The 26616-nt window shown below is 38.0% G+C and carries 23 protein-coding genes and 2 pseudogenes; 13 read left to right on the top strand and 12 right to left on the bottom strand.

Translation table 11 applies throughout. The annotated features are described in order from the left end of the window. Positions 1-22: 22 nt before the first annotated feature. The 6 genes and pseudogenes from mltG to ACFINW_RS02585 all read right to left on the bottom strand — a co-directional run bounded on the left by mltG (position 23) and on the right by ACFINW_RS02585 (position 5455). Positions 23-1131, bottom strand: a pseudogene (mltG, locus tag ACFINW_RS02610) (endolytic transglycosylase MltG). 96 nt (positions 1132-1227) lie between these two features. Further along, entirely contained in the window at positions 1228-2490 is a 1263-nt protein-coding gene (fabF, locus tag ACFINW_RS02605) for a beta-ketoacyl-ACP synthase II (RefSeq protein WP_375620735.1), read from the bottom strand. Between the two features lie 101 nt (positions 2491-2591). After that, positions 2592-2828 (bottom strand): acyl carrier protein, encoded by a 237-nt coding sequence (locus tag ACFINW_RS02600; protein ID WP_004860281.1) that lies wholly within the window; start codon positions 2826-2828, stop codon positions 2592-2594. Positions 2829-3089: 261 nt separating this feature from the next. Then, entirely contained in the window at positions 3090-3827 is a 738-nt protein-coding gene (gene fabG / locus ACFINW_RS02595) for a 3-oxoacyl-[acyl-carrier-protein] reductase (protein WP_375673755.1), read from the bottom strand. Positions 3828-3845: 18 nt separating this feature from the next. Further along, a complete protein-coding gene (gene fabD / locus ACFINW_RS02590) occupies positions 3846-4790 on the bottom strand; it encodes an ACP S-malonyltransferase (protein ID WP_375620733.1) in 945 nt (314 codons plus the stop codon). Positions 4791-4867: 77 nt separating this feature from the next. Further along, positions 4868-5455, bottom strand: coding sequence for an undecaprenyl-diphosphatase (locus tag ACFINW_RS02585; RefSeq protein WP_375620732.1), 588 nt, complete (start codon positions 5453-5455; stop codon positions 4868-4870). A 335-nt stretch (positions 5456-5790) separates the two neighbouring features. On the opposite strand from ACFINW_RS02585, the gene rpsF reads away from it, so the two are divergent. The 10 genes and pseudogenes from rpsF to ACFINW_RS02535 all read left to right on the top strand — a co-directional run bounded on the left by rpsF (position 5791) and on the right by ACFINW_RS02535 (position 16260). Further along, positions 5791-6198, top strand: coding sequence for a 30S ribosomal protein S6 (rpsF, locus tag ACFINW_RS02580; protein ID WP_375612935.1), 408 nt, complete (start codon positions 5791-5793; stop codon positions 6196-6198). Continuing rightward, positions 6198-6446, top strand: a complete 249-nt coding sequence (rpsR, locus tag ACFINW_RS02575) for a 30S ribosomal protein S18 (RefSeq protein WP_375620813.1) — start codon at positions 6198-6200, stop codon at positions 6444-6446. The genes rpsF and rpsR overlap by 1 nt, the downstream gene beginning before the upstream one ends. A 149-nt stretch (positions 6447-6595) precedes the next feature. Beyond that, positions 6596-7576 (top strand): hypothetical protein, encoded by a 981-nt coding sequence (locus tag ACFINW_RS02570; RefSeq protein WP_375640129.1) that lies wholly within the window; start codon positions 6596-6598, stop codon positions 7574-7576. A gap of 25 nt (positions 7577-7601) precedes the next feature. Then, on the top strand, positions 7602-8198 hold the full coding sequence (gene rplI, locus ACFINW_RS02565) for a 50S ribosomal protein L9 (protein ID WP_273791080.1): 597 nt from the start codon (positions 7602-7604) through the stop codon (positions 8196-8198). A gap of 594 nt (positions 8199-8792) precedes the next feature. Then, complete coding sequence (locus ACFINW_RS02560; RefSeq protein WP_375610161.1) at positions 8793-10283, top strand: replicative DNA helicase; 1491 nt, start codon at positions 8793-8795, stop codon at positions 10281-10283. A gap of 603 nt (positions 10284-10886) precedes the next feature. After that, positions 10887-11831 (top strand): annotated as a pseudogene (locus tag ACFINW_RS02555) (DnaB-like helicase C-terminal domain-containing protein); the annotation flags it as partial. A 6-nt stretch (positions 11832-11837) separates the two neighbouring features. Further along, complete coding sequence (gene radA / locus ACFINW_RS02550; protein WP_375611228.1) at positions 11838-13214, top strand: DNA repair protein RadA; 1377 nt, start codon at positions 11838-11840, stop codon at positions 13212-13214. Between the two features lie 142 nt (positions 13215-13356). Next, positions 13357-13899, top strand: coding sequence for a CvpA family protein (locus ACFINW_RS02545; protein ID WP_375620729.1), 543 nt, complete (start codon positions 13357-13359; stop codon positions 13897-13899). A 115-nt stretch (positions 13900-14014) separates the two neighbouring features. Next, positions 14015-15508 carry an amidophosphoribosyltransferase gene (purF, locus tag ACFINW_RS02540; RefSeq protein ID WP_375610159.1) on the top strand — a complete coding sequence of 498 codons (1494 nt, stop codon included), beginning with the start codon at positions 14015-14017 and terminating at the stop codon, positions 15506-15508. A gap of 2 nt (positions 15509-15510) precedes the next feature. Further along, positions 15511-16260 carry an SDR family NAD(P)-dependent oxidoreductase gene (locus ACFINW_RS02535; protein ID WP_375640134.1) on the top strand — a complete coding sequence of 250 codons (750 nt, stop codon included), beginning with the start codon at positions 15511-15513 and terminating at the stop codon, positions 16258-16260. Between the two features lie 70 nt (positions 16261-16330). On the opposite strand, the gene pssA is transcribed toward ACFINW_RS02535, so the two are convergent. The 5 genes from pssA to cysS form a co-directional block, all read right to left on the bottom strand. After that, positions 16331-17170, bottom strand: a complete 840-nt coding sequence (gene pssA, locus ACFINW_RS02530) for a CDP-diacylglycerol--serine O-phosphatidyltransferase (protein WP_375640138.1) — start codon at positions 17168-17170, stop codon at positions 16331-16333. 8 nt (positions 17171-17178) lie between these two features. Then, positions 17179-17877, bottom strand: a complete 699-nt coding sequence (locus ACFINW_RS02525; RefSeq protein ID WP_375611224.1) for a phosphatidylserine decarboxylase — start codon at positions 17875-17877, stop codon at positions 17179-17181. A gap of 117 nt (positions 17878-17994) precedes the next feature. Then, the gene (locus tag ACFINW_RS02520; RefSeq protein WP_375620728.1) at positions 17995-19878 is read right to left on the bottom strand and encodes an ABCB family ABC transporter ATP-binding protein/permease; all 1884 of its coding nucleotides are present in this window, start codon (positions 19876-19878) and stop codon (positions 17995-17997) included. A gap of 115 nt (positions 19879-19993) precedes the next feature. Then, complete coding sequence (locus ACFINW_RS02515; protein ID WP_375620811.1) at positions 19994-20665, bottom strand: DUF421 domain-containing protein; 672 nt, start codon at positions 20663-20665, stop codon at positions 19994-19996. Between the two features lie 49 nt (positions 20666-20714). Continuing rightward, complete coding sequence (cysS, locus tag ACFINW_RS02510) at positions 20715-22223, bottom strand: cysteine--tRNA ligase (protein WP_375612941.1); 1509 nt, start codon at positions 22221-22223, stop codon at positions 20715-20717. 501 nt (positions 22224-22724) lie between these two features. Between cysS and ACFINW_RS02505 the strand changes: the two genes are divergently transcribed. Continuing rightward, positions 22725-23093, top strand: a complete 369-nt coding sequence (locus tag ACFINW_RS02505) for a TIGR02301 family protein (RefSeq protein WP_375673753.1) — start codon at positions 22725-22727, stop codon at positions 23091-23093. Positions 23094-23512: 419 nt separating this feature from the next. On the opposite strand, the gene ACFINW_RS02500 is transcribed toward ACFINW_RS02505, so the two are convergent. Beyond that, positions 23513-24841 (bottom strand): dihydroorotase, encoded by a 1329-nt coding sequence (locus tag ACFINW_RS02500; protein WP_375620725.1) that lies wholly within the window; start codon positions 24839-24841, stop codon positions 23513-23515. A 64-nt stretch (positions 24842-24905) separates the two neighbouring features. On the opposite strand from ACFINW_RS02500, the gene ACFINW_RS02495 reads away from it, so the two are divergent. Continuing rightward, positions 24906-25778: a YgfZ/GcvT domain-containing protein gene (locus tag ACFINW_RS02495; protein WP_375620724.1), complete on the top strand. Its 873-nt coding sequence runs from the start codon at positions 24906-24908 to the stop codon at positions 25776-25778. Further along, positions 25771-26388 (top strand): YfbR-like 5'-deoxynucleotidase, encoded by a 618-nt coding sequence (locus tag ACFINW_RS02490; RefSeq protein ID WP_375620723.1) that lies wholly within the window; start codon positions 25771-25773, stop codon positions 26386-26388. Before ACFINW_RS02495 ends, ACFINW_RS02490 begins: the two co-directional genes overlap by 8 nt. Positions 26389-26616: the final 228 nt, after the last annotated feature.

Here is a 26616-nt window from a genome sequence, read left to right as displayed (position 1 = left end):
AAGATGTGTTATCACTATAAATTCAATGTTTTGCCTTTAATTCTCGCCACTTGCGAACATTCATATTATGTTCCTCTAAAGTTCGAGAAAAAACATGCCCTCCTGAACCATCAGCAACAAAATAAAGTGCATCACTGCTTGGTGGATGTGCCACCGCTTTTAAAGAATCTCGACCTGGATTTGCAATAGCCGTTGGGGGCAAACCATTAATTTTATAAGTATTATATGGTGTTTCCTTCTCAAGATCTGAACGATAAATTGCACGACCAGATGGTTTTCCTTTTCCTCCGAAGAGACCATAAATTACTGTTGGATCCGATTGAAGACGCATATGCTTTGTAAGGCGGTTATAAAATACCGCAGCAACCATTGGTCTTTCTGCTGCAATTCCCGTTTCTTTCTCAACAATTGAGGCTAATATAACAAATTCATTAATTGATTTAATGGGTAAATCAGGTGAACGCGTAGCCCATATAGCATGAATTAATTTTGTCTGTCCTTCACGCAACCTGTTTACAATCTCTTTACGCGTTGTTCCCCGAATAAAACGAACAGTATCCGTCATTAAATAACCTTCTGGAGGCAAAATTTTTGGAAGGTCTCCAATCAAAATTTCATTCGCAGCTAATCGATCGAAAACTTGCTGAACCGTTAAACCTTCAGGTACTGTAAATGTATACTCTATAGATTTTCCTTTCACAAGAATATCCATAATATCCTGCATCGAAGCATGAGCTGGAATTAAATATTCACCAGCCTTCAGATGCGTTGTTTTTTGGTGATAACCAACCCCATAAACAAAAATATCTGATGATCGAATGAAACCACGTTTTTCTAGCAATGAAGCAATTTCACGAATTCCGGTACCAGGATGGATAAGAACAATTTGTTCTTCCTCAATTTTTCCCTTTTCTTCAAAAATACTTTTTCCAATATAAAGAGGAATACTTATGGCAAAAAGAATAATCACAATCAGCATAAGAAAAAAATGACCGAGAATGACCAACGGATTACGGACGATAGATGATTTCTTTCGTTTTTTATGTATTAACATGTCATAACTATCTGCTAAATGATTCGAAGAGGAATCACTTACGTCCTTTAATGATTTCCATTTTTCACATCGGACATAACCCCTCAATAGCGATTAAGGATAATATTATAATTTCTCATTCACCTTATAATAAAGTAGAAAACTCAAAAGCAAAAATTAAATAAAAATACTTATTATCCCCTAAAACGTCGCATCACCAACGATGCATTTGTCCCACCAAATCCAAAAGAATTAGAAAGAATCGTATCAATCTTTCGTTCACGCGGTTTGTGTGGTACAAGATCGATTTTTGTTTCAATCGATGGATTGTCAAGATTAAGTGTCGCTGGGGCTATATTATCCCGTATAGCTAAAATAGAAAAAATAGCCTCAGCAGCACCGGCAGCACCAAGTAAATGCCCGATAGATGATTTCGTTGATGACATAGAAACGTGTGGTGCATAACTCCCTAAAACACGCTCAACAGCTGCTAGCTCTATGGAATCAGCCATCGTAGATGTACCATGAGCATTAATATAATCAAGTTCACTCACATTCACTTGTGCACGCTTAAGAGCAGCTATCATACTACGCTGAGCCCCTTCACCACTTTCTGAAGGCGCTGTAATGTGGTAAGCGTCACCAGATAAACCATAGCCAATAACCTCAGCATAAATACGCGCTCCTCGTTTTTTGGCATGTTCCAGCTCTTCTAAAACAACAACAGCTGCTCCTTCCCCCATCACAAAACCATCACGATCAATATCATAAGGACGTGACGCCCGTTCAGGATCATCATTGCGACAAGTAGAAAGAGCTCTACAAGCTGCAAAACCTGCAAGAGATATCCGATTTATCGGAGATTCAGTCCCCCCTGCCACCATGACATCTGCATCACCAAACATAATCAAACGTGCCGCATCACCAATTGCATGCGCCCCTGTTGAACAAGCCGTTACAACAGAATGATTAGGCCCCCGTAAACCATATTGAATAGACACATAACCAGAAGCAAGATTAATCAAACGACCTGGAATAAAAAAAGGAGAAACACGACGTGGGCCCTTATCACGAAGCGTATAACCAGCTTCAACAATACCCTCAACTCCCCCAATTCCCGAACCAATTAACACGCCTGTACAAATCTGATCTTCATCACTCTTAGGAAACCATTCGGCATCTGCAAGCGCTTGGTTAGCAGCAGCCATTGCATAAACAATAAATGCATCAACTTTACGTTGCTCTTTAGGTTCCATATACAAATCAGCATTATAAGTCCCCTCTGTTCCATCCCCTAAGGGGATACGCGCAGCAATCTGGCATGGCAAATCTGACACATCAAACTCTGTGATACGTCGGACACCACTTCTTCCTTCAAGAAGTCGCTTCCAACTATATTCAATATTACCAGCTAATGGAGATACCAATCCTAAACCAGTAACAACAACACGTCTCATAACTTCTAACCTTGAACTAAACTTCACCTCTCAAAGCTCTCTTTTCAAAAGAGCTCCGAAGAATATAGGCAAAAGCAATTTATGCCTTTGCCCTTTAGTAATCACGCAGAAGCTTTATCAATGAACTTGACTGCATCGCCAACTGTGAAAATCGTTTCAGCAGCTTCATCTGGAATTTCTACCCCAAACTCTTCTTCAAAAGCCATAACGAGTTCAACCGTATCAAGGCTATCAGCCCCTAGATCATCGATAAAGCTTGCATTTTCTACAACTTTATCAGCATTAACCCCAAGATGTTCCACGATAATTTTCTTAACGCGCTCTACTGTATCACTCATGTTGAAATCCTCGAATTTATATTTTCCTATAATTTGGTTAACTATATCGGTTCATCTAATCAAGCAATAGATGCATTACTTTAAAAGATTTTAGTAATGATTTAAAACATCCTGTGGATATCCCCTACAAAATGAACCAATCTGACATTCCGACATCAATTGATCAACGACCATATTAAAGAAATAGATGCATCTATCCATTTCAATCGTTACTATCTAAAATAATACAACTCATAAATCAATGTGGAATAAAATAAATACTCAAATCATTGCCATTCCACCATTGATATGGAGTGTTTGACCTGTCGTATAGGCTGCTTCATCGCCTGCTAAATAAACAGCAGCAGCGGCTATTTCTTGCCCACTTCCCATACGCTTCATCGGAATCGCAGCCATAATGGCTTCTTTTTGCTTTTCATTAAGCTTGTCTGTCATTGCGGATTTAATAAATCCAGGAGCAATACAATTGACCGTGATGTTTCGCGAAGCAATTTCTTGTGCCAATGCTTTAGAAAAACCTATCAAGCCTGCTTTTGCAGCACAATAATTCGTTTGTCCAGGGTTTCCCACAACACCAACAACAGATGTAATGTTAATAATCCTTCCATAACGGCGGCGCATCATAGAATGTATTAATTCACGCGTCAAAAGAGAAGCAGCTGTTAGGTTAACTTCTAAAACATCATCCCAGTCTTTATCTTGCATACGCACAAAAAGACCATCCCTAGTGATTCCCGCATTGTTAACCAAAATATCGACGCCATCCATTTCTCTTTCTGCAACTTCAGCCAATTGTTTAATCGATTGGCGTTCAGAAAGATTAGCGGGAAATACAAAAACATTCTGCCCTAATTCTGCCGCCACTTCTCTAAGCTTTTCTTCGCGTGTTCCATGAAGTCCAACAATGGCTCCTTGTGCATGAAAGCAGCGTGCAATTGCCTCACCAATTCCTCCCGAAGCCCCCGTTACAAGAGCTTTACGTCCTGTTAATCTAAACATTTTTTAACTCCTTATAGATTAAACGCCGAGCATACCTAGCGCTGATTCTATTTCATCAACTGTTCCAATGGTTACCCCCTTTATATCTTTGTTAATACGACGCGTTAAACCTGTTAATACTTTTCCAGAACCAACTTCAAAAAGCGTATCAACTCCATTAGCAGCGATCCATTCTATTGTTTCACGCCATCGCACCCTCCCAGTCACTTGTTGGACAAGAAGAGTAGTAATACGCTCTGGATTGCTCTCAGGTGCAACAGAAACATTGGCAATCAAAGGAACAATAGGGGACATTTTGTTAACAGTCAAAAGTGCTTTCTTCATGGCATCAGCAGCAGGTTGCATTAAAGATGAATGAAAAGGTGCAGAAACAGGAAGAAGAAGTGCACGTTTTGCACCTTTTTTTGATGCAATCTCTACCGCTGCCTCAACTGCTTTTGCTTTACCGGAAATAACAATTTGCCCACCACCATTATCATTAGCAATCTGACATAGTCCTTCTCCAGAAACAGTTTCACAAATTTCTTCCACAATGTGCTCTTCTAAACCAATTAATGCAGCCATAGAACCTTCACCAACCGCGACAGCAGCCTGCATAGCATTGCCACGAATACGCAAAAGTCTTGCCGTATCTGTGAGAGTAAATGTACCAGCAGCACAAAGAGCCGAATATTCGCCTAAAGAATGACCAGCAACAAACCTTACCTTTTCTTCTATACGAAGCCCTAATTGTTTCATCACACGAATGACAGCCATAGATACAGCCATTAATGCCGGTTGTGCATTTGCTGTTAACGTTAAAACATCTGCAGGTCCTTCAAAAATGATCTTTGATAATTTCTCACCCAAAGCATCATCAACTTCCTCGAAAACCATCCGTGCGACAATAAATTGCTCTGCAAGCGCTTTCCCCATACCAACAAGTTGACTCCCCTGCCCTGGAAAAATAAAAGCTGCACCCATTTATCAACTCCTAAAACTGTACAATTAAATTATTTTCTTTTGACCTTATTCATCCGCACAAATCAAGATAAAGCCCTTTATTTAAAACGAATACCACACTTAAAATTATATTTTAAAGGCGGAATTTGATATAAAAACTTAGGGAAATAGGGTGCTATAAACTGAATAACACCGAAACTTATGAGACTTCCTAAAAGTGCACCTGCTAAAATATCAAAGGGATAATGTACACCCACAAAGATGCGCGCCCAACAGATTAAGCATAAAAACACTACGGCAAATTTAAAAGTAACTTTGTATCGGTAAAAATAAAAGTTAGCTGCATAAGATGCAATGGTCAAGGCATGATTACTAGGAAAAGAAGCTGTTGCACGATGTTGAATAAGTGGTGTCGTCAGCCCTACCACGAATGGGCGAGGATGAAAATAAAAAAGAGAAATGAGATAACCTATGAAAAGAGATGCACAAATACTCATGCAAATGCTTAGCACAACACACCGCTCCCTCTCCCCACCACAAAACCACAACGCACAAAGATGGAGAGGAATAATATAAATTAAAAACTTTGCACAAAAAATACTAAACAAAACTACAATCGACCAAGCTTGATGATTGCCGACAAACATTTCAAAGAGTGTAACATCAATCTGGTTTAAAAAGTCCATTTTTCCCTCCTTTGCCTTTATATTACAGTATTATCTTTTTGTAGAAGAAGGAAATATATCAAGATTTAACAAATCAATTTTTTTATATGCATAAACTTGCTATTTTAAAAGATAACCTGTAGATATGAAATATTCGTTGCCGGCACTTTAGCTGGAGGTTGAACGGAGGGCTGTAAAATATCAGTAGGAAATACAATGTTTCCGGCCTCCCGTATCTCCGCTCTGAGATGTCTCGAATTGTAAACGCGTCCTTTCTTCTTTGGATTTCCAAAAAAGACAAGTCGCAGAGGCTTTGCGCTAAAACCGGTGAAATTTAATTGAAGAAAGGCAAAACAATGGCTCTTTATGAACATATGTTCCTTGCCCGACAAGACATTGCACCGCAGCAAGTTGATGAACTTTTGAGTCTCTACAAAGGTGTCATTGAAGCGCATGGTGGAAAAGTTGGGCGTATAGAAAATTGGGGACTTCGTCCTCTTGCTTACCGTATTCGTAAAAACCGTAAAGCTTATTATGTCTTAGTCAATATTGATGCACCAGCTTCAGCAATTGCTGAAGTGGAGCGTCAGATGCGCATCAATGAGGATATTTTGCGTTATATGACCATTCGCGTAGAAAAACACGAAAAAGAAAAATCTGCTATGCTCTCACACCTTGATCGCAATAGTCACATTGGACATGATGAAGAGCGTCCTCGTTTTCCACGTCGTCAACGTGAAAATACTATAGAAGGGGTAGAATGATGACTGATACTAATCAAAACTCTGCACGTCGCCCCTTTCATCGTCGTCGTAAAACATGTCCTTTTTCAGCGACCAATGCTCCCAAAATTGATTATAAAGACATCAAGTTGTTACAACGTTATATTTCCGAACGTGGGAAAATTGTTCCTTCACGGATTACTGCTGTTAGTCAGAAAAAACAGCGTGAATTAGCTAATGCTATCAAACGTGCTCGCTTTTTAGGCTTACTTCCGTACGTTATAAAGTAAGCAATCAATACGCTATGCAACTGGAGAGTTTCTCCAGTTGCATTTCTTATATGGTTAAAAAATAGCTTGTTGTATCCTATGTTAAGCTATTAAATGTCAAAGTTGGGGTATTGACACGCCTCTAACTGCAGAAAGCAGGACAGCAATAAATGAAAAAAAATCGTACTTATGAGATATTAACCGGTATTTTGGCAGGATTATTTGCTGTTGTGATAGGACTGGCAATCATCAGTGTTGCAAATATCGCGCCCTTTTTTTCTCTTCTTCTTGGCTGCTTTCTTTCATTGCCAATTTTTATTGTTGCGTTCGGTCAAGGAACATTAGCCAGTCTCATCGCCCTCATAAGTGCCACTGTTGTTCTTATCATAACCACTAATACCTATATTGCTCTTGGCTTTATGTTCTTATTTTTCCTTCCTGCTGTCTATGCTTCTTGGCTTCTTGGGCTTGCACGACCAGCGCAAAAAGAAAACGAACTGATATGGTATCCATTATCATCGGTTATTTTTCATTTAACTAATTTTATCGCTCTTATAGCAACTTTCATTGGGCTCTATGTTCAAACACGTCCTTCCACACCCATCGTTGCAAAAAAAATCACCGAAAACATAGCACAAACTCTGCAACAAACACAGTCAATAAAAGAAGCCGATATACGCGCTTTTAATGAGCTTTTAATGACGCATACAGCAACTTTTACTGCTTTTTCTTTGACTATTTATAGTTTGGTTTTTCTCATTGGTAACCTTTACTTTTCCATGATAGCAGCACAACATATGAAATGGCTGAAAAGACCCCGTGATGATTGGAGCCAAACTCTCCGCCTTCCAATTTCTGGAATTATTATTTTTATTATTGTTTGCATAGCATCGATGATTGAGTTGAGCGCTTCTCTTAACTTGAGTACCCTTGCCTTTAGTACTGCATACACTGTCATCATATTAATTAGCGGTCTAGCATATCTTCACAATATTACAAAAGGGGTAAACGGTCGGATTATTATACTTTCTCTTGTTTATATTGCTATTTTTACAGTCGTTTTTACTCCACCTATTGTTTTCATGATGCTTTTGATGGGAATTTGGGCTGCTATTCAATACAATTTTCAATCACGCAAAAAACTCCACTAAATTTATTTGTTCGAAAGGAAAAACTATGGATATTATTTTACTTGAGCGCATTCCTCGTCTTGGTCAGATGGGTGATATTGTCTCAGTTAAAGATGGTTATGCGCGTAATTTTCTCTTGCCTCAAGGTAAAGCTTTACGCGCAAATGAAGCTAATAAAAAACATTTTGAGGTACAACGTGCACAACTTGAAGCACGTAATCTTGAACGCAAAAGCGAAGCGCAAAAAATTGCTGAAAAACTTGATGGACAATCATTCATTGTTGTTCGTTCTGCTGGTGAAACGGGACAACTTTATGGTTCTGTGTCAACACGTGATATTGCTGAAATCATAACAGATGAAGGCTTTTCTATTGGAAGAAATCAAATCGAACTTAATCATCCAATAAAAATGATCGGTCTTCACACTATCACTCTTAGCTTACATCCAGAGGTTCAAATTTCTGTGATTATTAATGTTGCGCGTTCTACCAGTGAAGCACAACGCCAAGCAGAAGGTGAAACCCTCACTTCGGCTAAAGAAATATATAATATTCAAGAAGAATTATTAGAAGAAAGTCAGGAGGAATTATTGGCAGAAGAAATTAATGACAACGATATAAACAGTTCTCATCAAGAAGCTTAATTGCTATTTTTGCTTTCTGTTTTATATTTTTTATTCCATTTTAAATATCGCTCATAAAATACTCACACTTTAAAAGTGAGTATTTTATGGCTATCGTACATAAAGAACCTAATTTTTATGAAAGAATTAGAAATATATTATTTAAAGGCATTATATGCCGAGAATGATAATATCACTAAGAGGAAATGTCTTTTGTCTTCCAGCATATAAAGCAAAAATAATTTAAAGTCCTACCCTTAAGGCTAAAGTTTGTATGAGCGTTAAGTTGATTATATCCTCACATGATCTGAAATAATTTTAGTTATAAAAAAATAATTTTACTTACACAGATATTGGAATTTTAAGGTTAAGTAACTTAAAAATACTTAAATTTAGAGTAGCAAAACTTCCACTTTAAAATCACATATTATAAAATAAAATAGATAGATGTTATATAAATAATACACAAATGATAAATGAGGAACGAAAAGAGAGTTTTAAAAAATTATATAATTTTAACTTAAAATGAAGATTTGTAGCTCTATTCTTTTAATTATACGATTTTCAATTTATCGCCTAAAGTAGCTAGACTTAGAATTTTAGTGGAAAAATATTATGGAAGAAACTAACGTTGTTAATGTCAGCTCTTCAAAGAAAGAGGATTCTCCTTCTTTTCGGCAACTTCCGCATAATATTGAAGCTGAACAGGCATTGCTTGGTGCCATCTTTATCAACAATGATTCTCTTGACCGCGTTTCAGATTTTTTAAAACCAGAACATTTTTTTGAACCTTTGCATCAAAAAATTTATCATGTTTTATCTCACCTTATTAAAATAGGAAAACGTGTAGATCCAGTTACAATCAAGCCCTATATCCAAATGGAAGAAAAAATTGGAGATATTACTGTATACCAATATGTTGTTCGCTTAGCCACAGAGGCAGTCACTATTATTAACGCTGAAGATTATGGACGCGTCATTTACGATCTTTTTATCCGCCGGTCTTTGATTAACCTTGGAACTCAAGTCGTCAATACAGCCTTTGATGCTCCTGTAGAACTCACGCCTACCCAACAAATTGAAACTGTTGAAAATCAGTTATTTGAGCTAGCAGAAAAAGGGAAATATGGAGGTGGATTTGAAAATTTTAATGAGGCTATTAAAAAAGCTATCGATATGGCAAGTGCTGCGAAAAAGCGCTCTTCACAATTATCAGGGATAGCCACCCATATTAAAACACTTGATGAAAAAATGGGAGGATTACAAGCATCTGACTTAATTATCCTTGCGGGCCGCCCTGGTATGGGTAAAACCTCACTGGCTACCAATATTGCCTTTAATATTGCTAATGCTTATAATCGTAATGCCAATATCCAAGAAAATGAAGGCGGCATTGTGGGATTCTTCTCACTTGAGATGTCATCCGAACAGCTTGCAACCCGTATTATTTCTGAACAAACAGAAGTCTCTTCTTCTGATATTCGGCGTGGCAATATTTCAGATGAACAATTTTCAAAAATTATTCGTGCGGTGAACCAACTACAAAAGGCACCACTTTATATTGATCAAACTGGGGGAATATCAATTACGCAATTAGCTGCTCGTGCGCGGCGTCTCAAGCGGCAACATGGTTTAGATATCTTGTTTATTGACTATATCCAACTCATGACAAGCAGTTCAAAGCGCTCATCAGAAAATCGTGTTCAAGAGATCACAGAAATTACCACAGGATTAAAAGCATTAGCAAAAGAATTGAATATTCCTATTATCGCTCTCTCTCAACTTTCACGTCAAGTAGAAAATAGAACAGATAAACGTCCACAGCTCTCAGATTTACGTGAATCTGGTTCAATTGAGCAAGATGCCGATATCGTTCTGTTTGTCTATCGCGAAGAATATTATCTCAAAAATGAAGAACCAAAACTAGGTAGCTTGGAACATACGAAATGGCAAGAAATAATGGATAAAGCTTTTGGAAAAGCTGACGTTATTATTGCAAAACAGCGCCATGGGCCGACAGGAATCGTGCCCCTTGCCTTTCAATCTGATTTCACACGCTTTAGTGATCTGGCCGATAGTAATTATCTTCCAGAGCAAATTGGTTAAATCAACATGACGCGTAATCATATTCAATTTATCTGTCAAAATTGTGAAACCATTCTTCTCATTAAAAAATATAGTTCTTATCAAGAATGAAATTTCTTACAAAGAATCATTTTTCAATGATTCTAGCCGCCGTTATTTGCTATTTAATAACATTCTTCTTGCATGAAATGATAACACATCTCTTAATGTTGTAAGTGGGGTACATATATTAAAATCCATAGCTAATCTAAATCTTTCTATATTGTTCCTTCTTTTAAAAAACTCCTTCTCACAAGACACTCATTTTCTTGTTTTTAAATTCAAAAATAATTGCTGCTGTTGTGCAAGGCTGACTATTATGTAGAATATCAGAAACTTTCCTCTTTATAGGACAACCTCTAACCTTTTAACAAAAATATTTTCTAATCTATCTGAAAAATTACCCTAATTACCGCAATATAAAAAACAAGCAGTGTTTTAAATACTACAGCACAGAGAAAATTCTACAACATGCAAAATATTCTTGATATAAAATTGCATAAAAACTGATATCTAACAAAAGGAAAGTGTATAATTATGCTAGAAAAAAAAGAAGACTGCGATAGTAGATTTGACAGTCTTGATGAAGCTATCAAAAGAGTTGTTGATATAGCAAGTGCTGCAAAAAAGCGCTCTTCGCAAATATCAGGGATAGCGACTCATATTCAAACACTTGATGAAAAAATGGGAGGATTACAACCATCCGACTTAATTATCCTTGCGGGACGCCCTGGTATGGGGAAAACTTCACTTGCTACCAATATTGCCTTTAATATTGCCAATGCTTATAATTATAATGGTAATATCCAAGAAAATGAAGGCGGCATTGTGGGATTCTTCTCACTTGAAATGTCCTCAGAGCAGCTTGCAACACGTATTATTTCTGAACAAACGGAAGTCTCTTCTTCTGATATTCGACGTGGTCATATTTCAGATGAACAATTTTCAAAAATTATTCGTACGGTAAATCAGCTCCAAAAGGCACCCCTTTATATTGATCAAACTGGAGGAGTATCAGTTTCACAACTGGCTGCCCGTGCTCGGCGTCTCAAGCAAAAACATGGTTTGGATGTCTTAATTATTGATTATATCCAACTCATGACAAGTGATTTAAAATACACATCTGAATATCGTATTCAAGAAATCACTGCAGAATTAAAAGCCTTAGCGAAAGAATTAAATATCCCTATTATTGCTCTTTCACAACTTTCACATCAAGTTGAAAACAGAACAGATAAACGCCCAAAACTTTCAGATTTAGGTGGATTTGGTTCTATTGAGCAAGATGCCGACATCGTTTTATTTGTCTATCGTGAAGAATATTACCTCAAAAATGAAGAACCAAAGTTCGGTAGCCTTGAACATATGAAATGGATAGAGACAATGGACAAAGCTTTTGGAAAAGCTGACGTTATTATTGCAAAACAGCGCCATGGGCCGACAGGAATCGTGCCCCTTGCCTTTCAATCTGATTTCACACGCTTTAGTGATCTGGCCGATAGCAATTACCTTCCAGAGCAAATTGGTTAAATCGACATGGCGCGTAATCGTATTCAATTTATCTGTCAAAATTGCGGAACCATCCATTCCCGTTGGGCAGGAAAATGTAGCGCTTGTGGGGAATGGAATTCCCTTATCGAAGAAACTATAAATAGCGGCATAGGAAGTGGTCCTAAGCAGAATGCTCGTAAAGGACGCATTGTCACACTCACATCTCTTTCTGGAAATATTGAAGATGCTCCACGTATTCATTCTGGTATTGCTGAACTTGATCGTGTTACCGGTGGGGGCTTTGTCCGTGGATCGGCACTCCTTGTTGGAGGTGATCCGGGTATTGGTAAATCAACATTGCTGACACAAACAGCCGCTGCTTTATCACGTAAAGGATATAATGTCATCTATGTTTCAGGTGAAGAGGCTATTGCGCAAATTTGTCTGCGCGCACAAAGGCTTGAAGCTAACAATACAGAAGTGAAACTTGCTGCTGAAACCAATGTTGAAGATATTCTGGCAACCTTAAGCGAACATAAAAACCTTGATATGGTGATTATCGATTCGATTCAAACCCTATGGTCAGATACAGCAGATTCAGCACCTGGCACTGTCACACAAGTACGTATCGGTGCTCAGGCAATGATCCGCTTTGCCAAGAAAACAGGAACCGCCGTTGTTCTTGTTGGGCATGTTACAAAAGATGGACAAATTGCTGGTCCTCGAGTCGTTGAACATATGGTTGATGGCGTTCTCTATTTTGAGGGTGAAGGAGGACATCATTATCGCATTCTTAGAACTGTAAAAAATCGCTTCGGACCAACAGATGAGATTGGTGTCTTTGAAATGTCTGATAAAGGATTACGCGAAGTGATAAATCCATCTGAATTATTTTTAGGGGAACGTAATGAAAAAGCACCAGGCGCTGCTGTTTTTGCAGGAATGGAAGGGACACGCCCGATACTCGTAGAAATTCAAGCGCTTGTTGCTCCTTCTTCCCTTGGGACACCAAGACGTGCGGTTGTCGGATGGGATGGAAATCGCCTTTCTATGATTCTTGCCGTTTTAGAAGCCCATTGTGGTATTCGTTTTGGACAGCATGATGTCTATCTGAACGTAGCAGGTGGATATCGCATATCAGAACCCGCTGCTGATTTAGCTGTAGCCGCTGCTTTGGTATCTTCTCTTGCCAATATCGCATTGCCAACGGATTATGTATATTTTGGTGAAGTCAGTCTTTCAGGAGCTACCCGCGCTGTTGCACATTCAGCACAGCGCATCAATGAAGCAAAAAAACTCGGCTTTCAAGGAGCCTTTCACCCCACAACAACAACCGAAATGATGAAGTCGCTCAACTTTCAACAAAAAACTTTCTCCGACCTTCCCGAACTCGTTGCTACTCTTACCGTAAGTAAAAAATGATCTGCACCACAGATATGATAATATAGAAAAATCTCTATAAAATACAAAAGATCCTTGCTATAAGAACAAAAAATGGCATAACAAAAAATATATTTGCACACAGACTTAAAAGAACACAACTTTATGTATAAGGAACAAACAAATGATCATAACAATCCTTGATGGAATTGTCGTAGTAATCATCCTGTTGTCCGCTTTTCTTGCTATGCTTCGAGGATTTTCACGTGAAGTGTTATCGTTGATTTCTTGGACAGTTGCAGCTGTTACGACACTGTTTTTATTCAAACCTGTCTTACCTTTCTTTGAACAATATCTCTCTAATAAAATGATTGCATTGATCACAACATTGGTCACAATTTTTATTATTGTTCTCATTATTACTTCAATTATTACAATGAAGATCTCTGATTTTATTATTGATAGTCGAATTGGTATCCTTGACCGTGCTATTGGTTTTATTTTTGGAGCACTTCGTGGTTTACTTATCATGGTCATCGGTATGTTGCTGCTTAATGCACTGATTAAACCCGAGCTTCAAGCGAATTGGTTAAAAAATGCAAAAACAAGGCCTATTTTAGATTCATTGGGACAAAAAGTTTGGGAAATACTCCCCAAAGATATTGGATCTGTTCTCGAAAAGACGGAAAATTTGTTTAAAGACAGCAATAAACATACGTATGAGTAACACTCTCATGAAAAGATAATTTTCAAAAAATAGAGAATAGTTTTTCATGAGGAAAGAGAACTAAATGATGTAAAATGTGATATTAATGATTCCTCCATATCACAACTGAAAGAATATGATGATAAAAAGCGATGTTTTCTGTCAAGAATTTTCATTAGATGATGATACCCTTCATGAAGAATGTGGAGTTTTTGGTATTCTTGGGCATGAAGATGCCGCAACATTAACAGCTCTTGGACTCCACGCACTTCAGCATCGTGGGCAAGAAGCAGCTGGGATTGTTTCTTACCATAATAAAATATTTCATCAAGAAAAGCATTTAGGTCTTGTTGGAGATCACTATACAAACCCTGCAACACTTGCGCGCTTACCAGGAAATCGTGCTATTGGACATACCCGTTATTCAACAACTGGAGAAGTGGCATTACGCAATGTTCAACCCCTTTTTGCTGAATTGAAAGTTGGAGGTATTGCTATTGCGCATAATGGTAATCTTACCAATGGTCTCACATTACGCCGTGAACTCATCGCTTCTGGTGCTATCTGTCAATCAACGTCGGATTCAGAAGTTTTTCTCCATCTTATTGCCCGCTCACGTTATGAGTCGTCCTCTGATCGTTTTGTTGATGCGATTCGGCAAGTAGAAGGTGGGTATGCTATGTTAGCGCTCACACGTACAAAACTTATTGCGGCACGCGATCCAACAGGAATTAGACCTCTCGTGATGGGGGAACTTGATGGTAAGCCTATCTTTTGTTCTGAAACTTGTGCTCTTGATATTATTGGAGCAAAATATGTCCGTGATGTTAAAAATGGAGAAATCATCATATGTGAAATACAAAAAAATGGGGAAATTACAAAAAAAATTATAAAACCAGAAAATACAAAACCAGAAAAACTTTGCTTGTTTGAATATGTTTATTTTGCCCGCCCAGACTCAATCGTTGGAGGACGTAGTGTTTATACAACACGCAAAAATATGGGAATCCGTTTAGCACAGGAAGCCCCTTGTGAGGGTGATGTTGTGGTTCCTGTTCCTGATGGAGGAACGCCTGCCGCAATTGGCTATGCACAAGAAATTGGAATTCCCTTCGAGCTTGGTATTATTCGTAATCACTATGTTGGCCGCACTTTTATCGAACCAACACAACAAATTCGCGCTTTTGGCGTCAAGTTAAAACATTCGGCAAACCGTCCTGTGATTGAAGGAAAACGTGTTATTCTGGTTGATGACTCCATTGTGCGTGGAACAACATCCCTTAAAATTGTACGAATGCTTCGCGATGCAGGAGCAAAAGAAGTTCATATGCGCATTTCTAGCCCTATGATTTTTTATCCTGACTTTTATGGTATTGATACACCTAAAGCTGAAAACCTTTTAGCAAATCAATATCCAGATTTAAAATCTATGTGTGATTTTATTGGAGCGGATTCATTAGAATTTCTTTCAACGGATGGATTATATCTTGCTGTAGCAGGGGAAAAACGGAATAACGCCGATCCACAATTTACTGACCATTATTTTACTGGATATTATCCTACGCATCTGGTTGATCAAGAAAATCTCTCCAAAATTCATCAATCATCTGTTCTTAAAACAAGAGATTAATGATGACAAAACGTGACTTTAGTCTCCATGGGCGTGTTGCACTTGTTACTGGCGCATCAAGAGGGATTGGCTATTATTTGGCACTCGAGCTTGCTGCACGCGGTGCTCATATTATTGCTCTTGCACGAACAGTCAGTGGACTTACTGAATTAGATAATCAAATCCGAGAAAAAGGAGCTCATGCAACCCTTGTTCCCCTTGACTTGCATCATATGGAAAACATCGATACCCTTGCTATCTCAATTGCCAAACGCTGGAAAAAACTTGATATTATCGTTGCAAACGCAGGAATTCTTGGAACACTCTCACCAATAGCGCATATAGAAAACACGGTATTTGAAGATGTTTTTCAAATAAATCTTTTCAGCCAATGGCGCTTAATGAAAGCCGTTGAGCCTTTATTACGTGAATCTGATGCTGGACGAGCCATCCTGTTATCCTCAAGCGTTGCGCATGCTGCGCGCCCTTTCTGGGGAGCTTATGCAGCCTCTAAAGCGGCTTTAGAGGTGATTGCCCGCTGTTGGGCAGAAGAACTCAAACAAACCCCTATTAAGATTAATTGTGTCAACCCTGGTGCCACACGCACTGCCATGCGCGCTGAAGCTATGCCCAGTGAAGATCCACAAACTCTTCCTTCACCACAAGAGGTTGCAAAAAAGATAGTCCATTTGTTATCACCTGATTTAAAGGAAACTGGAAAACTTTTTAATGTCCATAAAAATCGGTTTGTAGATTATCATGTACCTGATTGATCATCATATGAGAAGTAAATCGTTTGACTCTCTCTTTTTCCTGTGCTTTTCGACAGAAGAATGAAGCGCTTTATAATTCTTGGATAGCTTTAGCATCAGCCTTTTTCTCTTCTAAAGTAGCACGTTTATTATAAGCGATAAAACTACAAGGGAGAAAAATCATATAGCTAACAGCTGTAATCAATAAAGTTTCCCATGTGTAAGTCGCAAGAAAACCGACATAAATAACAATGACCAACATGCACGGTATAACGATATCGCGCCTTAAATTTTGATCAATTGTTTTTGCATTCCATACCGGTAAACGACTAATCAAAAGAAAAGCAATAATTACAGTATAAAGACTAAAAAATAATGCCCACCCCCAATTGGGGACCAAACCAAGAGTGCCTAAATAGGTAGGCAATAAAAGTAATAATGCTCCTGCTGGTGCTGGAACACCAACAAAATAACTTCTCTGCCACTTAGGTATATTGGGGTTATCTAACATCACATTAAAACGTGCTAATCGCAAACAACAAGCAACACAATAAACAAGGGCAGCAACCCACCCAATATGATTCGCTTGATTCAAGATAAATGAATAAACAATGAGTGCAGGGGTAACACCAAAATTTATAACATCAGCAAGAGAATCCATCTGTGCCCCAAAAGATGAACTACCATCTATTAAACGGGCAATGCGACCATCAGCACCATCTAAAACTGCAGCCAAAAGCACCATTAAAATAGCAGCTTCATAGCGATGTTCAAAAGCCAAACGAATGCTGCTCATCCCTGCACAAATTGCTAAAATAGTAATAATATTAGGAATAACATACCGCATTAATGTAGGTGAACGCCGCCGATTTGCAACATCATCATGCTGCCCCTCAGGGTTGAATGAAGAAAATGGCGAAAAATTTTTCATTGTGAGTCCTAATCGTATCTGAAGCCCGTTGTGGCACTCTTATCATCAAAAGAACCCAAAACTGTTTCTCCAGCAATTGCTGTCTGTCCAACTGCAACACGCAATTTCATTTCAGTTGGTATATAAACATCAAGGCGAGAACCAAAACGAATCAATCCAAATCGCTCACCAGTCATAACGGCATCGTTTTCTTTTGACCAGCAAACAATCCGGCGTGCAACCATTCCCGCTATTTGTACGACACCAATTTTACCATGTTTGCTATCAATTACCACCCCATTACGCTCATTAAACTGACTAGCTTTATCAAAGTCAGCATTGGTAAATCGACCTGGATGATAAACGATAGACTCTACTGTACCACTGATAGGAATACGATTAATATGGCATGAAAAAACATCCATAAAAATGGAAATACGAATCATTTCATCTTTCCCTAATCCTAATTCTTCAGGTGGAACACATGATTCCACAAATGAAATACGCCCATCTGCAGGCGACATAACCCAATTTGAATTCAAAGGGATCACACGATCTGGATCACGGAAAAAGTATACACACCACACCGTGAGAACGAGACCAAACCAAAACAACGGACTCCATATCCAACCAAGAATGAGCGAAATAACAAAAAACGCTACAATAAAAGGATAACCTTCTTTATGAACCGGTACAAAGCTATTATGGAAAGATTGCAGAATACTCATATAATTTCCTATTCATCGTAAACTTAAACAAGCAACAAAGCTTTTTGTTCCTCTTGTGTCTTTTTATGTATTTAATCAATCACTCCATATAAAGATATAGATTACATTTTGCTCTATTTATTTTTTACGATTAACAACACTCGTCTCATCTTCTTCACGCATTTTACGTAATTTTTCTTCCGCTTGCGATGCTTCAAGCTGCTTATTCCACATTGAAGCATAAAGACCTTTCTTGCGTAAAAGCTCTGTATGCGTCCCATTTTCAATAATACGACCACTTTTAAGAACTAAAATTTCATCCGCATTGATAACAGTAGAAAGACGGTGCGCAATAATCAATGTTGTACGTCCACGGCTTACAATATCCAATGCTTGTTGAATTTCCTGTTCGGTCGCCGTATCAAGAGCCGCCGTTGCTTCATCTAGAATAAGAAGTGGAGGAGCTTTTAAAAGTGTCCGTGCAATAGCCACGCGTTGTTTTTCACCACCTGATAATTTGAGACCTCGCTCTCCTACCATAGACTGAAAACCTTCCGGTAAAATTTCAATAAATTTTGATATTTGTGCCATTTCAGCAGCTTTGCGCATCTCTTCATCTGTAGCACTTGGACGCCCATAGCAAATATTATAGGCAATTGTATCATTAAATAACACCGTATCTTGTGGGACCATGCCAATCGCTTCACGCAAACTCTTTTGTGTTACGTCACGAATATCCTGCCCATCAATTGTGATAGATCCTGCATCAACATCATAAAACCGAAAAAGCAACCGAGAAATAGTAGATTTACCGGCACCCGATGGACCGACAATAGCGACTGTTTTTCCTCCAGGAACTTCAAAATCAATATCTCTGAGAATCTGACGTCTCGAATCATAGGAAAACTTTACCTGATGAAAACAAATGGTCCCATCGCTTATCTCTAACGGTTTAGCATCCGATTTATCAACGATCTCTTTCTGAACATCTAAAAGATCAAACATTGCTTCAATATCCGTTAAACCTTGTCGAATATCACGATACATTGAACCAATAAAATTTAGTGGAATGGAAAGTTGCATTAAAAGCGCATTAATAAAAACAAAATCTCCTAAAGTTTGTGTCTTATAAAAAACTTCATAAGCTGACATCAGCATCATGATCGTCATTCCAATACCAAAGATAAGAGTCTGACCAAAATTAAGCCAGCTTAAAGATGTCCAAATCTTTGTTGCGGCTTTTTCATAACCTACCATAGAAGCATCAAATCGATCGGCTTCTAGAGTTTCATTACCGAAATATTTGACCGTTTCAAAATTCAAAAGAGAATCAACAGCGCGAGTATTCGCCTCAGTATCCGCTGTATTCATTTTTTGCCGAATACGAATACGCCAATCACTCGCCTTAATGGTAAACAAAATATATAATCCAACCGTTACAACAACAATGAGAAGATAATGCCACCCATAACTTATATAAAATACCAGTGCCGTTAATATAAATTCTAAAACTGTTGGTACTGTACTAAGAATTGAAAATCTTACGATCGCTTCGATTCCTTTTGTTCCACGCTCAATCACACGAGAAAGCCCACCTGTTCGGCGTTCCAAATGAAATCGCAAGGATAACTCATGCATATGTACAAAGGTTTTATAAGCTAATTGACGAACAGCGTATTGACCAACAGTGGCAAACAGGGAATCGCGTAATTGATTTAATCCAGCCTGCATAATACGCGCGACATTGTATGCCAAAACAAGCATGATGGGAATAATCCAACTGGATGGGAACCATTCAGGTAGCTGAAAGCTTGAATCAAGCACATTCGTAGAATATTTAAATAAATACGGTACAGATATGAGAACGAGCTTAGCCAAAACAAGATAAAATATTGCCCATAGCACACGCATTTTTAGATCACGCCGCCCTACCGGCCACATATAGGGCCATAAATTGTAAAGTGTGTGCAGAGTCTTCCCTGTATCTGATGATACAGTTTTTGTCATTTCATTGCGTTTCATAAAGTCCTTACTTCTCTATCATCCGCACAAACAGGCAAAATACCCTCTGTGGTTATTTATAGATTTATCTCTTCATTACGGCTTCCAATAAGCTATACCTACCCGTTTTTTGAAGTTAGACTGTTTTTGAAAAAGGAACAAGAAATAATCCACTATACAATTTATTATTTTGATCTGTATTTTCATACCACTCTGCTGCAAATAAATTTTCAACTTTTACATGTTTTTTTTTCAATTCTGCCTGAAGCCATTTTTTTGTTTTACCAATCTCTTTAAGTCCATCATCAATAACTTCACCATTTTCTATTAAAATCGTCGATTTCTTTCCCTCTTCCTTTTTAATGACAGTGCAATCACCATTGGTTTCCAAACGAACAAAAGCAGCTTCATGTAAGTGACACCCTTTAAGACGTAACATCGTAATGAGATCATTAATATTGATCCCTAAGTTCTTAATCTTATCCATTTGGAAAACTCCATCTAAAACTAATGTGACATTCCGCCCTGCAATAAGACGACGAAAAAAAACTGAATAGCGTGCAAAAAAATTAAAAGATGTAATCAAGGTTTGCCAGATGAATAAAACAAGCAATAATTGAAGGCTACTAATATTCTGATTATAAATAACGCCTCCAATAATACCTCCCATGACAAAATTACTGACCAAATCAACTGGTGTCATCTGACTAAGACTACCCCGCCCCGTCGTTCTTAAAATAAATAAGAAGGCAACAAGACCTACAGCTAGTTTAAGCGCGATATATCCATAATGATATAAAAATTCCATCATATTCTCCTTTTTTATGGAGCTGCTGGAATAGAGACATTAGTGCGCTTTAGTGTCGCTTTATTTCCCACACAGTTATGCGCTCACCACTCTGCGGATCCTTACTGTCTTTTAAAAGAACCCCCTCGGCTGCAAGCTCATCACGAATTGTATCCGCAGCTTCCCACTCTTTATTATGGATAAGTCTTAGTCTTTCGGCAATGCGCTGATCAATAAATTTTGTATCAAGGAAAGTTTTTCTCATAAATAATGGGCAATCTATTTCTTTAATCCATTCTTGTCTTAACAGTCCTAATAAATTCATCCCATTCAGAAGAGCCAAAGCATTTCCTTCTTTATAAAATTTTCGCAAAAGAGTCAGTGCTTTTGGAGTATTAAGATCATCACTAAGTGCATCTATCAAAGTATCATCAATTGCTTCATTGTTTTTCATCTCACTCTTTTTGCTGCGAAGCCATTCATACCAACGATACAGTTCGCTGCTCGATTGTATTAAACGCTGTGCTGTCCAATTTAATGGTTCACGATAATGCGTTTGCAACATCGAAAAACGCGCAGACAAACCAGCCCAATTTTGCTTCATTTCATCGGTTAAAATACCATTAAACTCCCCCAAATTATTCTCTAAAACAGAACGAATAGTTATGAAATTGCCAAAGCTTTTCGACATCTTTTTGCCTTCAACTTGTAAAAAACCATTATGCATCCAAAAATTAGCCATTCGCTCCGTCCCAAAAGCTGAACAACTTTGTGCAATCTCATTTTCATGATGAGGAAAAATTAAATCAATTCCACCACCATGGATATCAAAAACATTGGCGGTCGGATCATCACAGGTTAAACCACCGCCATAGGGCGCTAATAACTTTGCCATTGACATTGCAGAACATTCAATATGCCAACCTGGACGACCTAAAACAGGAATTCCGCCCGGTGATTTCCAACCTGGTTCTCCTTCCACAGAAGGCTTCCACAAAACAAAATCCATCTCTTCCCTTTTATAAGCAGCAACATCGATACGCGCCCCCGCCCTCATTTCATCTAAAGAACGATTTGCAAATGCCCCATAATGGGGAGGATTTTTTATGCTACTTACAGAAAATAATATATGATTTTCGGCTTCATAAGCGTGCCCCTTTTCAAGCAACCTCTCAATTAAAGAGCGCATCTCCTCTAAATGCTCAGTGGCGCGTGGCTGACTGGTTGGCAACAGACAACCAAGTGCTATGGTATCTTGTTGAAACTGAGAATATGTACGTTCTGTTAAGTGACGAATAGCCTCATTCAATGATACGTTTGGATATTCGCTAGCTGCTCGTGCATTAATTTTATCATCGACATCTGTGATATTACGTGCATATAGAACATGCTCATTGCCATAAACATGACGCAATAAGCGAAATAAAATATCAAAAACAATAACAGGACGTGCATTTCCTATATGCGCATAATCATAAATTGTCGGTCCACAAACATAAAGACGTACTCTTGTCGCATCTATTGGTGTAAATTTTTCTTTTTTACGTGTTAGCGTATTATAAAATCGCAACTCTTTCATTTATTGACTCCATGGACGATATTATGCACCGATCCTTTTAGATGTATCTTATCTCAAATCATTGTATTACGCGGTTTAAGCTAAAAACTTGTATCTTTTATAGTAAATTCTTCTTACCATTTTCCCATTGTATTTACGGCTGTATTCATCGTTTATCATAAAAACAATCTATTTTATTTGATTGGACAAAAGCGTTCTATCATTAGAGATGCTTTCTCTCTTTAAAAAAAATGAGCTTAGAAAAAAATCTATAGGCAATACAATATAAATCTATGTGAAAAATAGATAGCTTGCAGGCAGAAAATCTTAAATTTTTAACCACACAAAGCTTCGTCAGTATTTTCAATATTCCACAATGGTTTCCTTACTGCCTCTTACGCCCTATATTTTATAATCAATAATTGAGAATGATGTAGCAATTAACTTTATTTTTTTACACCGTTCTCATGACAAAATTATTTTATCTTTACAGAGTTTTATTCAAAGAAAGCAATAAAAATAATGCGTAATAGATTGATGAACATCATTATTTTAATATTTCTTGTCATTTCAATACCAGCCTTTGCACAACAATCTCCACCTTATGAAAAAAATTTACTCCGACTAGCAGAAATTTTGGGATCATTGCATTCTCTCCAAAATCTTTGCGAGCCTCCAACAAACCAATGGTATGACTATATGAATGCACTGATTGAAGCAGAACACCCCATTCCACAAAGACGTGCTTATTTTTATGAAGCGTTTAATGAAGCGTATCGTGCTTTCTCAGAAAATTATCATCATTGTACACAAGCAGCCATTGAAGCCAATCAAAGATACATTGAGGAAGGAAGAATTTTATCTGAAAACCTCCTCATGCATTATAAATAATTAATCTATACAAAAAGTATCTCTCTCAATTTTAGCGGTATCAATGATACTCCTTTCACAAATGCGGGGAGCAATAAACCAGCTCTGAAAATAGAGAGACGTTTAAAGAATAATGTCTCGATACGCTTTTATTCGTATGAGCGTCTTTTTCCCCATACAAAATTGCTCTTTGGCTTCCTCCCCACACCTCAAAGGACGAAGATTTTTAACTAAATTTGCTCTGTAAACAATCTAGGTTCTTGTTGAACAAGGTTCCTCTTGGCTTCTAACGCATGTAATTTGCTGCATAGTTTCTACAAACAAGCCTAAGAATATTCACCACGCATTAAAAAAACACTTATGTATCAAAGAGGCTGACATACCCTATATCACCACTCTAAAGGATGGTATTTTACGGCATACTTATAATTTTAATCTGTTTACACCAAAGTTTCCATAAATTTAACAGGCTCTCCTTGTGAAGGTGTGACAATTTCACCTTCCCACATAACGCGCATACCACGGATAATAGTCCCAACAGGCCAACCTTTAACTTTTTGACCATCATAAGGTGTCCAACCGGCGCGAGAACCAATTAAGCTATTCGTAATAATTTCCTCTCGCTTAAGATCAACAATGGTTAAATCAGCATCAAACCCAACAGCAATGCGCCCTTTACAACTTATACCAAAAATACGACTAGGGCCATGTGAAGTGAGATCAACAAAACGTTCAAGAGATATTTTTCCTGCATTCACATGTGTCAACATAATTGCTGCTGTTGTTTGCACGCCTGTCATACCTGAAGGTGAAGAGGGATAAGGTTGAAGTTTTTCTTCAAGAGTATGAGGCGCATGATCTGAACCTAAGACATCAATAATTCCTTGTTGAACACCGTACCAAAGAGCGTCACGGTGGCGCGGCTCACGAATAGGCGGATTCATCTGAATTAATGTACCAAACTTCTTATAATCATCAGCCGTGAGCGTCAAATGATGTTGTGTCACTTCAATTGTTGCAACATCCTTATGTTTTTTTAGAAAATCAATTTCTTCTTCTGTCGAAAGATGTAACACATGAATCCGAGCCTTCGTCTCATGAGCAATTTTTACCAAACGCTGCGTACATTTTAATGCCGCAACTTCATCACGCCAAATCGGATGTGACGATGCATCCCCTTCAATACGCAATATTTTACGCTCTTTGAGCCTCGCCTCATCTTCAGAATGAAAAGCCGCACGACGGCGTGTATTCTTCAAAATAAGGCGTACACTTTCATCATCATCAACCAAAAGATCACCGGTAGAGGACCCCATAAAGACTTTAATTCCAGCCGCACCAGGAAGTCTTTCTAATTCAGATAGTTCATGAGCATTTTCACGCGTTCCTCCAACCCAAAATGCAAAATCACAATGCATTCGATGAAATGCGCGTTTAACCTTATCGCTTAATGTTTCTTCTGATGTTGTCAATGGATTGGTGTTAGGCATTTCAAAAACTGCCGTAACACCCCCTAACACAGCAGAATACGAGCCACTTTCCAAATCCTCTTTATATTCATTTCCTGGCTCACGAAAATGCACTTGGCTATCAATAATTCCTGGTAAAATATGAAGCCCCGTACAATCAATGACCTCACTAGCCGATGCACATGTAAGGTCGCCTATTTCAGCAATACGACCATTTGTAATACCAATATCACGCTTGCTTCTTCCATCATGATTCACAAGTGTTGCACCTTTAAAAATTATATCAAATGTTTTAAACATAACCACGCTCCTTACATATTGCTCACTTATCGATTATGTAACTTTGAGCAGAAAGGCAAGAACCATGATTAAAAAACAAAATGCCATTTGCTTAAAAAACCGCGGGCTTATTCAAATTACAGGCGAAGAAGCAACAGATTTTCTACAATCCCTGATCACGACAGATGTAAAAAAAATCAGTCCACAGGAACTTTTCCCTGGAGCCCTTTTATCCCCACAAGGAAAGGTTCTTGCTGATTTTCTTATCGGAAAAAAAGAAGATGGTTACCTGATTGATATCAGGATGCCTTTAGCTGATACGCTCCATAAGCGTCTGTTGCTCTATAAGCTGCGCAAAAAAGTAGAAATTACACAACCATTTCAAGAGCTTGTTACAGTTTTTTTGAATAATGAATCAGATGCTTTAAATTTTGATTCAAGTTTTGTTGATAAACGCTTCCCACAACAAGAAAAAATAATACGAATCTATGGCAAAAAACCTTTTTTGACTTCAGAATATCATGACACATGGAATCAATTGCGTATCCGTTATGCAATTGCGGAAAGTGATCAAGACTATGAAATTGGCAAAGTCTTTCCTCATGATATTAATTACGATCAAATCAATGGACTTGCATTCAATAAAGGATGTTATATTGGACAAGAAATTGTTTCACGAATGCACCACCGCCGTGCAGTACGTCGCCGTATTTTTATTGTAAAAGGCCAGTGTAAATTAACCCCTCAATCTAACATTGAAGCAGGAACAAAAGTGCTTGGCTACTTGGGAACATGTATAGGAAATGAGGCTCTTGCTTTAATGCGTATTGACCACGTCAAAGATGCTATGGATTATAACATCCCCTTTACTGTAAAAAACATTCCTGTCACTATAAGCATTGCTGAAAATATGAATTTTACCTTTCCTGAAAATACTATAGAAAATACTCATGGCTAAAGCTGAATTATTAAAAAATGGAGAAGCCCGCGCTTGGCAAAGAATGCTCTCTGGAAGGCGACTTGATCTTCTCAACCCTTCTCCTTTTGATGTTGAAATTGAAGATATTGCCCATGGACTTTCTCGCGTGGCACGTTGGAACGGTCAAACACGAGGAGAGCATGCCTATTCTGTTGCACAACATTCACTTTTGGTTGAACAAATATTTCAAAAACTTTTTCCACAATCGGAAAGCAACGAATGTCTTTATGCCCTTCTTCATGATGCTCCAGAATATGTCATCGGCGATATGATTTCCCCTTTTAAAGCTGTCATAGGAAAACAATATGAACGCGTTGAAAAGCGCATCCAAGATGCTATCCACATGCGCTTTTCTCTTCCCGTTGATCTTTCTCAAAAACTTTTAAAAAAAATTAAACAAGCCGACCGTATTGCTGCCTATTATGAAGCGATTACGCTTGCTGGATTTAATACAGAAGAAGCCTTTCGCTATTTTGGCTCTCCCAATAATATTCTACCCGATGATCTTAATTTATCCCCCTATTCTACACAACACATTGAAAACGCATTTTTAACGCGCTTTAATGACTTGGATGCCCAAAGATTATAGACTCTTCGCATTGTTGATTCCTTGTCATTACAGAATCATCACACTGACTTATAATAATAATTCATTGTTTTTTCATTTTGAATGAGAGCTCCTAATATCGTAAGCTTCACTCATTTCAAATCTGTTTATATTGAATCAATCAAAATCATTCTCTTGCACACCACAAGCGGGTCTGGCGTGTGGGTAAAATTTTTTAAAGAAAGAGTTAAAATGCTCCTTATGAACCAT

This window comes from Bartonella sp. AA18HLJMS (assembly GCF_042197245.1).
In the GTDB taxonomy this organism is placed as follows: Bacteria; Pseudomonadota; Alphaproteobacteria; order Rhizobiales; family Rhizobiaceae; genus Bartonella.
Note: the sequence above shows the minus strand (reverse complement) of the source record. Positions and strands in the feature narration are given on the sequence as shown.